14 protein-coding genes and 1 other RNA gene are annotated in these 14,977 nt (G+C 66.7%); 5 read left to right on the top strand and 10 right to left on the bottom strand.

Annotated elements, in window-relative coordinates; translation table 11 throughout:
• Positions 1 to 121 precede the first annotated feature (121 nt).
• Positions 122 to 976 carry an endonuclease/exonuclease/phosphatase family protein gene (locus tag ABIC51_RS05645; protein ID WP_175861590.1) on the top strand — a complete coding sequence of 285 codons (855 nt, stop codon included), beginning with the start codon at positions 122 to 124 and terminating at the stop codon, positions 974 to 976.
• A 30-nt stretch (positions 977 to 1,006) separates the two neighbouring features.
• Here the strand turns inward: ABIC51_RS05645 and ABIC51_RS05640 are convergent, their stop codons facing one another.
• From ABIC51_RS05640 to ffs, 10 genes are all read right to left on the bottom strand, one after another.
• Positions 1,007 to 1,783, bottom strand: coding sequence for a 3'-5' exonuclease (locus tag ABIC51_RS05640; protein WP_021163110.1), 777 nt, complete (start codon positions 1,781 to 1,783; stop codon positions 1,007 to 1,009).
• A gap of 3 nt (positions 1,784 to 1,786) precedes the next feature.
• Entirely contained in the window at positions 1,787 to 2,875 is a 1,089-nt protein-coding gene (gene rpoS / locus ABIC51_RS05635) for an RNA polymerase sigma factor RpoS (protein ID WP_027787230.1), read from the bottom strand.
• Between the two features lie 11 nt (positions 2,876 to 2,886).
• Positions 2,887 to 3,771, bottom strand: coding sequence for a peptidoglycan DD-metalloendopeptidase family protein (locus tag ABIC51_RS05630; protein WP_175899105.1), 885 nt, complete (start codon positions 3,769 to 3,771; stop codon positions 2,887 to 2,889).
• 5 nt (positions 3,772 to 3,776) lie between these two features.
• Positions 3,777 to 4,709 (bottom strand): protein-L-isoaspartate(D-aspartate) O-methyltransferase, encoded by a 933-nt coding sequence (locus ABIC51_RS05625; protein ID WP_027787228.1) that lies wholly within the window; start codon positions 4,707 to 4,709, stop codon positions 3,777 to 3,779.
• Positions 4,706 to 5,467: a 5'/3'-nucleotidase SurE gene (gene surE / locus ABIC51_RS05620; RefSeq protein ID WP_027787227.1), complete on the bottom strand. Its 762-nt coding sequence runs from the start codon at positions 5,465 to 5,467 to the stop codon at positions 4,706 to 4,708. The genes ABIC51_RS05625 and surE overlap by 4 nt, the downstream gene beginning before the upstream one ends.
• Positions 5,468 to 5,689: 222 nt before the next feature.
• Positions 5,690 to 6,895: a CaiB/BaiF CoA transferase family protein gene (locus tag ABIC51_RS05615; protein WP_027787226.1), complete on the bottom strand. Its 1,206-nt coding sequence runs from the start codon at positions 6,893 to 6,895 to the stop codon at positions 5,690 to 5,692.
• Between the two features lie 48 nt (positions 6,896 to 6,943).
• Positions 6,944 to 7,540 (bottom strand): recombination mediator RecR, encoded by a 597-nt coding sequence (gene recR / locus ABIC51_RS05610; protein WP_006478665.1) that lies wholly within the window; start codon positions 7,538 to 7,540, stop codon positions 6,944 to 6,946.
• Positions 7,541 to 7,571: 31 nt separating this feature from the next.
• Positions 7,572 to 7,898, bottom strand: coding sequence for a YbaB/EbfC family nucleoid-associated protein (locus tag ABIC51_RS05605; protein ID WP_006482124.1), 327 nt, complete (start codon positions 7,896 to 7,898; stop codon positions 7,572 to 7,574).
• Between the two features lie 92 nt (positions 7,899 to 7,990).
• Positions 7,991 to 10,348, bottom strand: a complete 2,358-nt coding sequence (locus tag ABIC51_RS05600; RefSeq protein WP_175899102.1) for a DNA polymerase III subunit gamma/tau — start codon at positions 10,346 to 10,348, stop codon at positions 7,991 to 7,993.
• A gap of 127 nt (positions 10,349 to 10,475) precedes the next feature.
• Positions 10,476 to 10,574: signal recognition particle sRNA small type (ffs, locus tag ABIC51_RS05595), an RNA gene on the bottom strand.
• A gap of 400 nt (positions 10,575 to 10,974) precedes the next feature.
• On the opposite strand from ffs, the gene trxA reads away from it, so the two are divergent.
• The 4 genes from trxA (at position 10,975) to ABIC51_RS05575 (ending at position 14,944) form a co-directional block, all read left to right on the top strand.
• Positions 10,975 to 11,301, top strand: a complete 327-nt coding sequence (trxA, locus tag ABIC51_RS05590) for a thioredoxin TrxA (protein WP_006402348.1) — start codon at positions 10,975 to 10,977, stop codon at positions 11,299 to 11,301.
• Between the two features lie 193 nt (positions 11,302 to 11,494).
• Entirely contained in the window at positions 11,495 to 12,757 is a 1,263-nt protein-coding gene (gene rho / locus ABIC51_RS05585; RefSeq protein ID WP_006478662.1) for a transcription termination factor Rho, read from the top strand.
• Positions 12,758 to 12,890: 133 nt separating this feature from the next.
• A complete protein-coding gene (locus ABIC51_RS05580) occupies positions 12,891 to 13,391 on the top strand; it encodes a MerR family transcriptional regulator (RefSeq protein ID WP_146252784.1) in 501 nt (166 codons plus the stop codon).
• Positions 13,388 to 14,944 (top strand): MFS transporter, encoded by a 1,557-nt coding sequence (locus ABIC51_RS05575; RefSeq protein ID WP_124544621.1) that lies wholly within the window; start codon positions 13,388 to 13,390, stop codon positions 14,942 to 14,944. The genes ABIC51_RS05580 and ABIC51_RS05575 overlap by 4 nt, the downstream gene beginning before the upstream one ends.
• Positions 14,945 to 14,977 lie beyond the last annotated feature (33 nt).

Here is a 14,977-nt window from a genome sequence, read left to right as displayed (position 1 = left end):
CTTGAGCATAGACCGCACGGCATTGCGCCGGAATGCCCAGGCACACAACACGCCCGGGCGAGCGCTGCGAAGCCGAGCGGGTGCCCCCGGGCCTGGAATCCGCCCGGCAGGAGATTCGACCATGCGACTGATCGACTGGAACATCCAATGGGGTCGGGACGCGGACGGCGTCGTCGATCTTTCGCGCACCGTCGCGGCGATCCGCGGGCTCGGCGACTTCGACGTGCTGTGCCTGCAGGAGGTCACGCGCGGCTTCGGCGCATTGCCCGGCCGGCCCGGCGCCGACCAGTTCGCCGAACTCGCGGCGCTGCTGCCCGGCCATACGATCGTCGATGCGATCGGTGCCGACCTGCCGCCGATCGAAGCCAGCGCACCGCGTCGCCAGTTCGGCAATGCGATCGCGACCCGGCTGCCGGTCGGGCGCGTGCTCCGCCAGTTGCTGCCGTGGCCGGCCGACGCCGGTGCGCCGTCGATGCCGCGCGTCGCGCTCGACGTCGAGCTGCAGGCGCCCTTCGGGCCGCTGCGCGTGGTCACCACGCATCTGGAATACTATTCGGCGCGCCAGCGGCTCGCTCAGGTCGACGCGCTGCGCGACCGGCACCGCGAGGCCTGCGCACACGCGGCACGACCAGCGCCCGCCGAAACTGCCGAGGGGCCGTTCAGCACGACCGGCCAGCCGTGCGATGCGATCGTCTGCGGCGATTTCAACAGCGCGTTCGGCAGCGATGCCTATTGTCGATTCCTGGCGCCGATCGCAGACGCGCCGCGCTTCGTCGACGCATGGGTCGCCCGGCACCCCGGCCGCACGCCGCCGCCGACGGCAGGTGTCTACGATACGGTGCAATGGTCGGAGGGGCCGCTCGCGTGCGACTTCGTATTCGTGACCGATACGCTGCTGCCGCACGTGATGCGCTGCGAAATCGACGGCGACGTCCGCGCATCGGATCACCAGCCGGTGCTGCTCGAACTCGATTGATCGCGCCGGCCTCGGCGCACCCCGCCTGCGCTACGCGGTGAAGCCGGCGAGGTATTCGGCCCAGTGCGACGCCGGCTCCTGCGCAAGCGAGTTCTTCACGAGCAGGATCTCGTCCGCATACTCGCTCGGCGTCAGGCCGCCGCGCATCAACTGGAACCGGCAATACAGCAGGTAGGTATTGACGACGTCGGTTTCGCAATAGTTGCGGATTTCCTCGATCCGTCCGTCCAGGAACGCCGGCCACACCTGGCTGCCGTCCATCCCGAGCTTGCCCGGAAAGCCGCACATCTTGGCGAGTGCGTCGAGCGGCGCGTTCGCGCGCGCCTGATACATCGCGAGCACATCCATCAGGTCGGTATGCCGCGAGTGATAGCGCGAGATGTAATTGTTCCACTTGAATTCGCGGTCGTCCTCGCCGAGATCCCAGTAGCGGGTCGCGGGAATGCCGTGCACGAGCGCGCGGTAATGGAGCACCGGCAGATCGAAGCCACCGCCGTTCCACGACACGAGCTGCGGCGTGTATTTCTCGATCACGCGGTAGAACGACTGGATCAGCGTGGCTTCGTTGTCCTGCGGCGTGCCGAGCGAGCGTACGCGAAACCCGTTGTTGTCACGGAACACACACGAGATCGCCGCGATGCGCTGCAGGTGGTGCGGCAGGAAATCGCCACCGGTCTTCTCGCGGCGCGCGGCGAACGCATGTTCGGCCACCGCGGCATCGTCGAGCGTCGCGGGCAGGTCTTCCAGACGGCGAATGCCGTCGACATCGGGAATCGTCTCGATGTCAAAAACAAGAATCGGAGTCATCAGTTACAGAACGGCGTCCTTGCGCACGCCGTTGGAGGCGAAAAACCGCTTGAGGCGCACCAGCGCTTCCTGCTGGATCTGGCGCACGCGCTCGCGCGTGAGCCCCATCTCGTCGGCCAGCTCCTCGAGCGTCGCCGGTTCGATGTGATTCAGGCCGAAGCGGCGCTCGATCACGTGGCGGTGCTTGTCGGACAGCCGCGACAGCCACGCGCGAGTGAGCGTCTCGAGTTCGCGGTGCTGCACTTCGGCGTCGGGCGACTGGCTCTGGTCGTCGGGCAACAGGTCGAGCAGGCTGCTCGCGGGATCGAGGTCGAGCGGCGCGTCGAGCGACGCCGTGTGCTCGTTGAGCGCGAGGATGTCGGTGACTTCCTCGGCGGTCTTGCCGGTGAGATAGGCGATGTCGTCGATGCTGGCTTCGCGGCGCTCGGCCGCTTCGCCCGTCGACATCGAATTCTTTTCGAGGTGGCGCTTCGCGCGCAGCACCTGGTTCAGTTCGCGGATCACGTGCACGGGCAGGCGGACCGTGCGGGCCTGGTTCATGATCGCCCGCTCGATGCTCTGGCGGATCCACCACGTCGCGTAGGTCGAAAAACGGAAGCCGCGTGTCGGGTCGAATTTTTCGATCGCATGCATCAGGCCGAGGTTGCCTTCCTCGATCAGGTCGAGCAGCGGCACGCCACGGTTCAGGTATCCCTTCGCGATGCTGACGACGAGGCGCAGGTTGCGCTCGATCATCACCTGCCGCGCCTCGAATTCACCGGCCTTGGCCAGACGCGAATAGCGCTGCTCCTCCTCGACGGTGAGCAGCGGCTTCACGCTGATACGGTTCAGGTAATGCTGGATCGTGTCGGCCGTCAGTTCGGCCTGCAGCAGCGTGCGGAAATCGTCGACGTCGGGCGACGCCTCGGCCCGGCCTTCGCGCTCGTCGTCGCCACCGTCCGCCTCGGCGTCGCGCGCCTCGAGATCGCGTTCGTTATCCGCGTTGTCGTCTTCGTCGTCCGTCGAAGCACCTGCTCGCCCCACCGATGCTTGCGTGGCACGACTGATCTTCTCAGACTCGGCTTGCGGCTCGTGGCGCTTCGATTTCGGCATGGTCGTCTCGGTTATTGAGGCGGCAAATACTTCAGCGGATCGACAGGCTTACCCTGCCGGCGAACCTCGAAATGCAGCATCACGCGGTCGGAGTCGCTGTTACCCATCTCGGCGATCTTCTGCCCCTTCGTCACCGCGTCCCCCTCTTTTACCATCAAAGCGCGATTGTGTGCATACGCCGTGAGGTAAGTTGCATCGTGTTTGATGATAATGAGGTTGCCGTAGCCACGCAGGCCATTGCCGGAATAGACGACGCGGCCATCGGCTGCCGCTTTCACGGCCTCGCCGGCCGTACCGCCGATATTGACGCCCTTGTTCTTCGCGTCGTCGAACCCGTTCAGCACGGGGCCGCGCGCCGGCCACGCGAACGTCACGGGGCCGCTCGGTGCAGTTGCCGTGTCGCTCGATGCGGCTGCCGCGGCGGGCGGCGTCGCGACCGACGACGTACCGGCGGCCGGCGTTGCCGGGCCGCTGCTGAGCGGCGCGGTAGCGACGGCGGCGCCCCCGATCGGCGCGGCGACCTGGGTGCCCGCGACAGCGGCACCGGCCTGCGGCGACACGCGCAACAGCTGGTCGACTTCGATCTGATTCGGGTTCGCCAGGTTGTTCCACGCGGCGATGTCGCGATAGTTCTGCCCGTTTTCGAGTGCGATCCGGTATAGCGTGTCGCCCGGCTTTACCCGGTAGTAACCCGGCGGCGCCGGCGGAAGCGGTACCGCGGGCTGCGCGGCGGCAGTCGTGCCGAGCGAACCGGAGCGATCGACGACGGGCGCGTTGTCGAGCCGCGTCGCACAGGCGGCCAGTAGCGTGGAGAACGCGGCTACGCAGATCGCGCGCTGGGCGAGCGTGAGCGGTTCCCTGGAACGGTTGTTTTGCATCGCGCGCAACATACTCATCGGTTTCAAATTACTCCGGATTTTAAAGGGACAAAGAAAACGCGATCAAGCCGTGACTCCCGCCATTGCGCGTGCGCGACGCGCTCGACGAGCGTGAGCACCTGGTGCTGCCCGCTCTGCGCGCCGACCGGCGCGACAAGGCGCCCGCCGATCGCGAGCTGCTCGAGCAGCGCCTGCGGCACGTCGAGCCCCGCCGCCGCGATCACGATCGCGTCGAACGGGGCCGCGGACGGCAGGCCGACACGCCCGTCGCCGTAGTGCAGACGGATGTTCGGCACGCGCAGCGGCCGCAGGTTCAGCTTCGCGCGCTCGTAGAGCGGCTTGATGCGTTCAATCGAATACACGTCGCGTGCCACGTGGCTCAGCACGGCGGCCTGATAGCCGCAGCCCGTGCCGATCTCGAGCACGCGCTCGAGCGTGCGGCCGGCCATCGCGAGCTCGATCATGCGCGCGACAACCGACGGCTTTGAAATGGTCTGCTGGTGGCCGATCGGCAGCGCGGAATCCTCGTAGGCCTGCGTCGCCAGCCCCGGATCCACGAACAGGTGGCGCGGCACCGCGGCCATCGCCTCCAGCACGCGCGCGTCGGTCACGCCGTTCGCGCGCAGCCGTTCGACCATCCGTTCGCGCACGCGTTCCGACGTGAGCGCGAACGCGCCGGCCGGCGCGACGCTCGGCGCGGCCGGCTTCGGCATCGCGGGCTTCAGCGCGGTCGGCTTCGGTGCGGTCGCGGGCTTCGCGGCGGGGGAACCGGGCATGGCTGTGCGCGGGGCAGCGGGTTTCACCGCAACCGGTTTCAGCACGGCCGCGGGCTTGTCGGCGGCCTTCGATGCCGCGACCGCCGCATGGCGTTCACCGGCCCGACCTTCCGACTTGCGTGGCGCTCGCTTGAGATCTTCGAGCGCGAGCGGGAACCGCTTCGCGCGCTCGCCGCTCATGAAGCCCGCCCTCCGGCGCGCGCCCATTCGCGCGTCGCGGGCAGCATCTGCGTATGCGTGAGGTCCAGCTGCAGCGGCGTGATCGATACGAAACCGTTTGCCACCGCGTGAAAATCGGTGCCTTCGCTGGCGTCCAGCGCTTCGCCCGCCGCACCGATCCAGTAGATCGGTTCGCCGCGCGGGTCGGTCTGGCGAATCACCGGCTGCGACGGATGACGTTTGCCGAGACGCGTGACTTTCCAGCCTTTCAGTTCGTCGTAAGGCAGGTTCGGAATATTGACGTTCAACAGCGGCTGTCCCGGCAGCGGATGCGCGAGGGAGTGCTCGACGATCTCCGCAGCGACGCGCGCCGCGTCCGCGAGATGGGCCCAGCCCTTGTCGACCAGCGAGAACGCAATGGCCGGCACGCCGAACATGATGCCTTCGGTGGCGGCCGCAACTGTCCCCGAATAGAGCGTGTCTTCGCCCATGTTCTGGCCGTTGTTGATCCCGGAAACGACGAGGTCCGGCCTGGCGTCGGCCATCCCTGTCAACGCGACGTGCACCGAATCGGTCGGCGTGCCGTTCACGTAGAAGAAACCCGTACTCGCTGCGCGCTGCACCGACAGCGGCCGCGACAACGTGAGGGAATTCGACGCGCCGCTGCAGTTCTGCTCGGGCGCGATCACCGTGAGTTCGGCCAACGGCCGCAGCGCGTCGCTGAGCGCGGCGAGACCGGGGGCGAGATAGCCGTCGTCGTTGCTGAGTAGGATTCGCATCCGGCGATTGTAACCGAGGAAAGATGGCGCGAGAGCGACAGTCCGGCGACTGCGGAAGGACGGTTGCGGGCGGCCGTACACGCTGCACCGCCGCGTTGCGCGGCGGCGTTCTGCGGGTTCAGGAAAACGCCTCGCCGCCCCGGGTTTTCCAGCACCAACGGCGCTCGCTTGCGGAATGTGCCCTTCGGGGAGCCCGGCGCGAGGCGACAGGCCCAGGGGCGTTCAGATCGCACCCGCGTCGCGCAGTGCGGCAATCGCCTGCGCATCGTAGCCGAGGCCGCGCAGCACCTCGTCGGTATGCTCGCCGAGTTCAGGCCCGAGCCAGCGCGTTTCGCCCGGCGTGTCCGACAGCTTCGGCGTGATGTTCGGCAACGGAATGTCGGTACCATCGGCCAGCTTGAAGCGCTGGATCATCTGCCGCGCGACGAACTGCGGATCGGTGAACATGTCGGCGGCGCTGTAGATGCGCCCGGCAGGCACGTCGGCCGCGTTGAGCACGACGAGCGCTTCATCGATCGTGCGCGGCGCGAGCCATGCGGCAATCGCGTCGTCGATCTCCTGCGTGCGCGGCACGCGCCCGTCGTTTTGCGCGAGTGCGGGATCGTCGGCGAGGTCGTCGCGCTCGATCGCCTTCATCAGCCGCTTGAAGATCGGGTCGCTGTTGCCGCCGATCACGATACTGCCGTCGCGGCATGCATACGTGTTCGACGGCACGATACCCGGCAGCGACGCGCCGGTGCGCTCGCGCACCATCCCGTACACACCGTATTCGGGCACCACGCTTTCCATCATGTTGAAAACGGCTTCATACAGTGCAACGTCGACCACCTGCCCCGCGCCGCCGTTGACCTTGCGGTGATGCAATGCCATCAGCGCGCCGATCACGCCATGCAGCGCGGCGATCGAATCGCCGATGGAGATGCCGATACGCGGCGGCGGCAGGTCGGGATATCCGGTGATGTGGCGCAGCCCGCCCATCGATTCGGCGATCGCGCCAAAACCGGGCCGGTCGCGGTACGGGCCAGTCTGCCCGTAGCCGGACAGGCGCACCATCACGAGGCCCGGGTTCTCGGCCGACAGCACGTCGTAGCCGAGCCCGAGCTTTTCCAGCAGGCCCGGGCGGAAATTCTCGATCACGATGTCGGCCTCGCGCGCGAGTTGCCGCGCGATCGCCTTGCCGGCGTCGGCCTTCAGGTTGAGCGTGACCGATTTCTTGTTGCGCGCCTGCACGGACCACCACAGCGACGTGCCGCCCTGCTCCGGATGGAGCTTGCGCCACTTGCGCAGCGGGTCGCCGCCGTTCGGATCCTCGATCTTGATCACTTCCGCGCCGAATTCGGCGAACAGCCGCGACGCGAACGGCCCCGCGATCAATGTTCCGAATTCGAGCACTTTGACGCCCGCGAGCGGGCCCTGGCTGGTGCTCATGTGTCTCCCTGGCATGAGGAACGGCGCCGCCGACCGGCGGCGCCCGGCTTACATCGTGCGGCGGTCGAGCATCGCGCGGGCGATGGTGCCCGCGTCGACATATTCGAGCTCGCCGCCCACCGGCACGCCACGCGCGAGGCGCGTGACCGCGAGCCCGCGCGCCTTCAGCGTCTGGCCGAGGTAGTGCGCGGTGGCCTCGCCCTCGTTCGTGAAGTTGGTCGCGAGCACGACCTCCTTGACGACCCCGTCGGACGCGCGCCGCACGAGGCGGTCGAAATGGATTTCCTTCGGGCCGATCCCGTCGAGCGGGCTTAACCGGCCCATCAGCACGAAATACAGCCCGCGGTAAGTCATCGTCTGCTCGAGCATGATCTGGTCGGCGGGCGTCTCGACGACGCACAGCAGCGTCGGATCACGCTCTTCGTCGCTGCAGACCTCGCAGATCTGCGCTTCGGTGAACGTATTGCACTTCTCGCAATGCTGCAGGTGCTCGGTCGCGAACAGCAGCGACCGGCCGAGCCGCTCCGCGCCCTCCCGATCGTGCTGCATCAGGTGGACCGCCATACGCTGGGCGGATTTCGGCCCGACACCGGGCAGCACGCGCAACGCTTCGACGAGAGCGGACAGGGCGGACGGCTGTTTCATACGGCGGCAAAAAGTGGCACGGACGCCGCGTTCAGAACGGCAGCTTGAAGCCCGGGGGCAGCGGCAGGCCGGACGTCATGCCGCTCATCTTTTCCTGCGACGTCGCTTCGGCCTTGCGCACGGCGTCGTTGAACGCAGCCGCGACGAGATCCTCGAGCATGTCCTTGTCGTCCGCGAGCAGGCTCGGGTCGATCGACACGCGACGCACTTCGTTGCGGCACGTCATCGTCACCTTGACGAGGCCGGCGCCCGACTGTCCTTCGACTTCGATCAGCGCAAGCTGCTCCTGCATCTTCTTCATGTTTTCCTGCATTTGCTGCGCTTGCTTCATCAGTCCGGCGAGGTTGCCTTTCAACATGGGAATACTCCTTCTTGATCGTGTGAAAACCGGCACGCGGCGCGTGCCGGCCAATGTGTGGGCGTGATTGTGCCTGTCGCGGGGCGCTCAGTTCAATGCAGCGTCGGCGGCGGGCCGTCCGGCGCCGCGTCGGCGAGCGGGCGCACCGAACCCTCGACGATGCGCGCACCGAAGTCGCGCACGAGCTGCTGGACGAACGGATCGCCGTGAATCTCCTGCTCGGCCTCACGCTGGCGTGCTGCGCGCGCAGCCGCATCGAGTGCCGCCGCCGTACGCCGGGCGGGCCCGATTTCGACGGCCACCTCGACCGGTTTGCCGAGCGCATCGGCCAGCGCGGCCTTCAGCTTCGCCACCTGCGCAGCGTCCGCATATTGCGGCACCGGCACTGAAAGTTTCAACGTAGTCGCATCGACGGCCGTCAGCTCGCTGTTGAACGCGAGCTGGTACGCGACGCCCTTGAGCGGCAGCCGCGCAGCCAGCGCCGGCCACTCGCCATCGAAGCCGACCGGATCGAGCGCGATCGCGGGCGGCAGCGGACGCGTGTCGACCGGAGCGGACGGGCGGGCTTCCGCCGGCTTCGGCGTCACGCGCACATCGTCGGGGCCGCTGTCGAATACCGGCACGAAGCCGTCGTCGGGCGGGCCGCCAAACATCTCGTCGGCACTGAGCGGCACGTATTCGTCCGGCGGGATGTCCTCCCACGGCGGCGGGGCCTGACGTGCATCGGCTGCCTGCGGCGCACGGGCCGCCGCGCGCGGCGTCGGTACCTGTACGGCGGCGGGACGCGGCGCGACGGGCTTCTCGGCGGCCGGCTGGGCGGCCGGTTTCGCGGCGGCGCCTGCACGACCGCGGTCGGACGACACGCGCATCCCCGCATTGCGCAGCACGTCCAGCGCGGCAGCTGCTCCCCCGGAACGCGCTGCCGGACGGGCGGCGGGCTCGGGCGACGCAGCGCGCGGCACCGGTTCGGCCGGCGCAGCCGGCGTGTCGCTTCGCTGCACAACCGCAGCCGGCGGCTCGGGTTCATTGCGGGCGGGTGTCGGCCTCTCGCTGGCCGGCTCCGCTTGCGGTACTGCGGCCACGCGCGGCTGCGGCGTATCGACGACCGGCTCATCAACCTGGGCCGGGGATGCCGGGACGGCAGCCGGCTTCTCAGCCGGCTGGTCTGCTTCGCCGCCAGCCGGTGCCGGCGCCGCACGCACAACCGGCGCCGCTGGCGCGGCCGTTGCGGCAGCCTGCGGCCGCGCTGCCTCGACGGGTGCCGCGGATACCGGCTTCGCCACGGCAGCCGACGCCGCCGCCACGCGCGGCCCCGGCACCGCACGCGGCACGGACGGCTGTCCGCCCGGCGCGCTGCCGGTTGCCACAGCCGGCTCGAACGCGAGCATCCGCAGCAGCGTCATCGTGAAACCGGCGTATTCGTCCGGCGCCAGGCCAAGTTCCGCGCGGCCGACCGTCGCGATCTGATAGAACAGCTGGACCTGCTCGGGGCTCAGCGTCTCCGCGAAGCGGCGCAGGTCGCCCGCTTCGGGCCATTCGTCTAGCACCGAGCCCGGCGCGAACTGCGCCCACGCGATCCGGTGCAGCAGGCTCGCGAGATCCTGAAGCGCGGTCGAGAACGACAGGCTGCGCAGCGACATCTCGTCGGCAATCGCAAGGATTTCGGGGCCGCTGCCCGCGGCAAGCGCGTCGAGCAGACGCACCATGTAAGTCTGGTCGAGCGCGCCGAGCATGCCCGACACGGCCGACTCGGTCACCTCGTTTGCCGAATAGGCGATCGCCTGGTCGGTGAGGGACAGCGCGTCACGCATGCTGCCCTGCGCGGCACGCGCGAGCAGGCGCAGCGCCTGCGGCTCGAACGTGATGTGCTCTTCGCCGAGAATCCGTTCGAGATGCGACACGATATGCCCGGCCGGCATCTGCTTCAGGTTGAACTGCAGACAGCGCGACAGCACGGTGACGGGAATTTTCTGCGGATCGGTCGTCGCAAGGATGAACTTGACGTGCGGCGGCGGCTCTTCGAGCGTCTTCAGCATCGCGTTGAACGCGTGATTCGTCAGCATGTGCACTTCGTCGATCATGTAGACCTTGAAGCGCGCATCGACGGGCGCGTACACGGCACGCTCGAGCAGCGCGGCCATTTCATCGACACCGCGGTTGCTCGCGGCATCCATCTCGACGTAATCGACGAAACGCCCTTCGTCGATCTCGCGACAGGCGCGACACACGCCGCACGGCTGCGACGTGACGCCGGTTTCACAGTTGAGTGCCTTGGCGAAGATCCGCGACAGCGTCGTCTTGCCGACACCGCGGGTTCCGGTAAACAGATAGGCGTGATGGAGACGCCCGCCGTCGAGCGCGTGCGTGAGCGCCCTGACGACGTGCTCCTGGCCGACGAGCGAAGCGAAATCCTTCGGACGCCACTTGCGTGCGAGAACTTGATAGGTCATCGGGAAATTGTATCAGTAACGCTGCGTCGCGCCGACACGCGAAACGGTGCGAAAGACAGGCAACGCGCAGGTAAAACGGAGTGTGGTGCAGAAATAAAAAACGCCCGGCGAACGGGGCGAGAAGGAAGGTGACGAGCCCGACCCTCGGCACTGGCGGAAAACGATTGTGGCTGCTTCGTTCCCGACCTGACCAGGTTCACCGCCCCACCATGCGAGGAGGCCCGTCACGGCACATTCTATCACCGCTTCCGGATGAATGCGACCGTTTGTTCGCACCAATACGAATATGACCGGACAAACCGGCGCGCATCGGGTCGCACGACGCTCGCCCGCACCGAATTGCCTGCGTCCCCTTGTAATTTACGGGCCGGCCTCCACCTGCAGGGCACAACGGTCGAACGGCGCGTCGTACCCCTACTCGCGTAGCGGCTACTATCGCCGCCCGCAGCAGATAGCAATTTAGGCTAATATGACGCCCGAACGACCCGCGAGCCGCGGCATGCAGCGCTTACACCCCTCCTGTCCGGAGAGCGGAGTGACCTGCCGCAGCGGCCGGCAGCCAACGGCGGCCGGTACGCCGCAACGCGCAAGCAGGCAGTCCCCGAACCGTAAGAGGTATTGACCCAATGAGCGAACAGATCAAACACATCAGCGACGCATCGTTCGAACAGGACGTCGTCAAGTCCGACAAGCCCGTGCTCGTCGATTTCTGGGCCGAATGGTGCGGCCCGTGCAAGATGATCGCCCCGATCCTCGACGAAGTCGCGAAGGACTACGGCGACAAGCTGCAGATCGCGAAGATCAACGTCGACGACAATCAGGCAACGCCCGCCAAGTTCGGCGTGCGCGGCATCCCGACGCTGATCCTGTTCAAGAATGGCGCGGCCGCCGCGCAGAAGGTCGGCGCGCTGTCGAAGTCGCAGCTCACCGCATTCCTGGACAGCCACCTGTAATACCGGCAGTTCCGCGGACGTGTTGTCAACCGGCAACACGTCCGCCGTCAAGCCGCCGTTCGCTCGCTCAAGCGCGAATCGGCCTATGCTAGAATCAAAAAACGTCTACAAGACGCATTTAAGTCTCTGAGCGCTTCCGCTCGCCCTCCTCCCTTTATTTCTTTCGTCGTCTCCTCCCTGGCGGGTTCTCCGTATGCATTTATCCGAGCTCAAGTCTCTGCACGTGTCCGAACTGATCGAAATGGCCAATGGCCTCGAGATCGAAAACGCGAACCGCCTGCGCAAGCAGGAGTTGATGTTTGCCATTCTTAAAAAGCGCGCCAAGACGGGAGAGACGATCTTCGGTGACGGTACGCTCGAAGTGCTGCCGGACGGTTTCGGCTTCCTGCGCTCGCCGGAAATGTCGTACCTCGCGAGCACCGACGACATCTACATCAGCCCGTCGCAGATCCGCCGCTTCAACCTGCACACCGGCGACACCATCGAAGGTGAAGTCCGCACGCCGAAGGACGGCGAACGCTACTTCGCGCTGGTGAAGGTCGACAAAGTCAACGGGCAGCCGCCCGAGGCCTCGAAACACAAGATCATGTTCGAGAACCTCACGCCGCTGCACCCGAACAAGCCGCTCTCGCTCGAACGCGAAATGCGCGGCGAAGAGAACGTCACGGGCCGCATCATCGACATGATCGCGCCGATCGGCAAGGGCCAGCGCGGCCTGCTCGTCGCATCGCCGAAGTCGGGCAAGACCGTGATGCTCCAGCACATCGCGCACGCGATCAAGCAGAACCACCCGGACGTGATCCTGTTCGTGCTGCTGATCGACGAGCGCCCTGAAGAAGTGACCGAAATGCAGCGCTCGGTCGCGGGCGAAGTGATCGCCTCGACGTTCGACGAACCGGCCACGCGCCACGTCCAGGTCGCCGAAATGGTGATCGAGAAGGCCAAGCGCCTCGTCGAAATGAAGCACGACGTCGTGATCCTGCTCGACTCGATCACGCGTCTCGCACGTGCATACAACACCGTGATCCCGGCATCGGGCAAGGTGCTGACGGGCGGTGTCGACGCGAACGCACTGCAGCGTCCGAAGCGCTTCTTCGGCGCGGCACGCAACATCGAGGAAGGCGGCTCGCTGACGATCATCGGCACCGCACTGATCGAAACCGGCAGCCGCATGGACGACGTGATCTACGAAGAATTCAAGGGCACCGGCAACATGGAAGTGCACCTCGAGCGCCGCCTCGCGGAAAAGCGCGTCTATCCGTCGATCAACCTGAACAAGTCGGGCACGCGCCGCGAAGAAATGCTGATCAAGCCCGAGATCCTCCAGAAGATCTGGGTGCTGCGCAAGTTCATCCACGACATGGACGAAGTCGAGGCAATGGAATTCCTGCTCGACAAGATCCGTCAGACGAAGAGCAACTCCGAGTTCTTCGACCTGATGCGCCGCGGCGGCTAAGCGCCCCCGCCCCGCACCGAACGGCCGCCCGCGCATCCTGCCCGGCGGCCGTTTTTCGGTGCCAACCTGAACGTGAACGTACAGGTTGATCTATAATCGCGCCATCGCCCGGATCGAATTCCCTCCACGCCCCATGCCGAATGACACCTCCAACCCGTTGCTGACCGTGAGCGATGCCGCGTCGCGACTCGGCGTCACGCCGCGCACGCTGAAGTATTACGAGGAGCGCGGGCTCGTCACGCCGTCGCGCAGCGAGGGCCGCTACCGCCTCTACGACGAAGCCGACCTCGAGCGCTTCGCGCGCATCCTGCGGCTGCGCGCGCTCGGCTTCTCGCTGCACGGCATCACCGAAATGCTGAAGCGCCCGCTCGAAGAAACGGCCGACGGCCGGCGCCGCTACTCGGAAGCGTCGCTGCGCGACATCCGTACCGGCCTCGCCGAGCAGATCGATACGCTCGACCGGCGGATCGCGGCCGTCCAGCGCGAGCTGAAGGAAGCCGTCGCGCTGCGCAAGGAACTGCAGCACGACATCGACTACGTCGAGCGGCGTCTTGCCGGCGAAACCGCCGACGCGCTGATCGCGCAGCGGCAGGCCGAAAGCGGCACGCGGCGCGCGCGCAAGGCTCGCGAATGAACGCGATGCCCGGTCGCCCGCCGCTATGGAGCCGCGCGAACCTGCGCGCGGACCTGTTCCCGTGGGCGCTCGCGCTCGTCACCGGCATCGACTATTTCGACAACGCGGCCTTCTCGTTCTTCGCGAGCTACATCGCGGGCGGCATCAACGCTTCGCCCGACGAACTCGTGTGGTCGTCGAGCGCTTACGCGGTCACGGCCGTGCTCGGCATCCTGCAGCAGCAATGGTGGGTCGACCGGCTCGGCCATCGCCGCTACGTCGCAGGCTGCATGCTGATGTTCTCGTTCGGCGCGATCGCGGCCGCGCTCGCCGACACGTCGCTCGAACTCGCGTTCGCGCGCGGATTCCAGGGATATTTCATCGGCCCGATGATGGGCGCGTGCCGGATACTGATCCAGATCAGTTTCAAGCCGCAGGAACGGCCGCCCGCGACACGCGCGTTCCTCATCATGATCCTGCTCGGCAGCGCGCTCGCGCCGATCGTGGGCGGCCTGCTCGTCGCGCATTCGACATGGCGCGCACTGTTTGCATGCACGGCGCCGGCCGGCATCGCGTTCGCGATCCTCGCGCTGCTCACGCTGCCCGACTCGGGCCGGACGCCCGACGACGAACGCGGCTCCGGACACTTCTGGCCGTACGTCGTGTTCGCACTCGCACAAGGTGCGCTGCAGATCGTGCTGCAGCAGGTGCATTACCAGCTCTACAGCGGCTCGCCGATGCTGATCCTGCTGACGATCGCGGGGATCGGCGCGCTCGCGTGGTTCGCGTATCACCAGTGGAACCATCCGACGCCGCTCGTGCGCCTTCACGCGTTCCGCGAACGGACGTTCCAGGTCGGCCTGCTGCTCTACATGTTCTATTACTACGAGTCGACAGGCTTCAGTTACCTGACTTCGCGGCTTCTCGAAGGCGGACTCGGCTATCCGGTCGAGAACGCCGGGCGGCTCGTCGGCACGATGTCGCTGATTTCGGCCACCGCGCTGTTCGCCTACCTGCGTTACGCGAAATTCGTCACGCACAAGAAGTGGTTCGTCGTGCCGGGGTTCGCGATCGCCATCACGGCCGCGCTGTGGATGACGCGAATGACGCCGCAGGTCGGCGAAGCCGCGCTGATCGTCCCGCTGCTGCTGCGCGGGCTGCTCCTGCTCTTCATCGTGCTGCCGGTGGCCAACCTGACGTTCCGGATCTTCGCGATCGACGAATACACGCACGGCTACCGGCTGAAGAACATCGTGCGGCAACTGACGATCTCGTTTGCGACGTCGTCGGTGATCATCGTCGAGCAGCACCGCGTGGCCGTGCACCAGACGCGACTCGTCGAGCGTGCGAACGTGTTCGATCCGCTGTTCCAGCAGGCCGCCGATGCGCTGACGCGCAGCTATGCGGCCGCCGGCCACGCGCTGAACGACGCGCACGGGCTCGCGATCGCGTCGATCGCGCGCATGGTCGCGCAACAGGCGTCGTTTCTCGCGTCGCTCGACGGCTTTTACTTCCTGGCCGGCGTGGCGCTCGTCGGCGGCCTCTTCGCGGCATGGCAAAAAGAGATCGATTGAGTTAAAAGACAGGCTTTGGATTTCCGCGAGCCG

The sequence above is a fragment of the Burkholderia sp. 572 genome (assembly GCF_040545135.1).
Taxonomy (GTDB): Bacteria; Pseudomonadota; Gammaproteobacteria; order Burkholderiales; family Burkholderiaceae; genus Burkholderia; species Burkholderia cepacia.
Note: the sequence above shows the minus strand (reverse complement) of the source record. Positions and strands in the feature narration are given on the sequence as shown.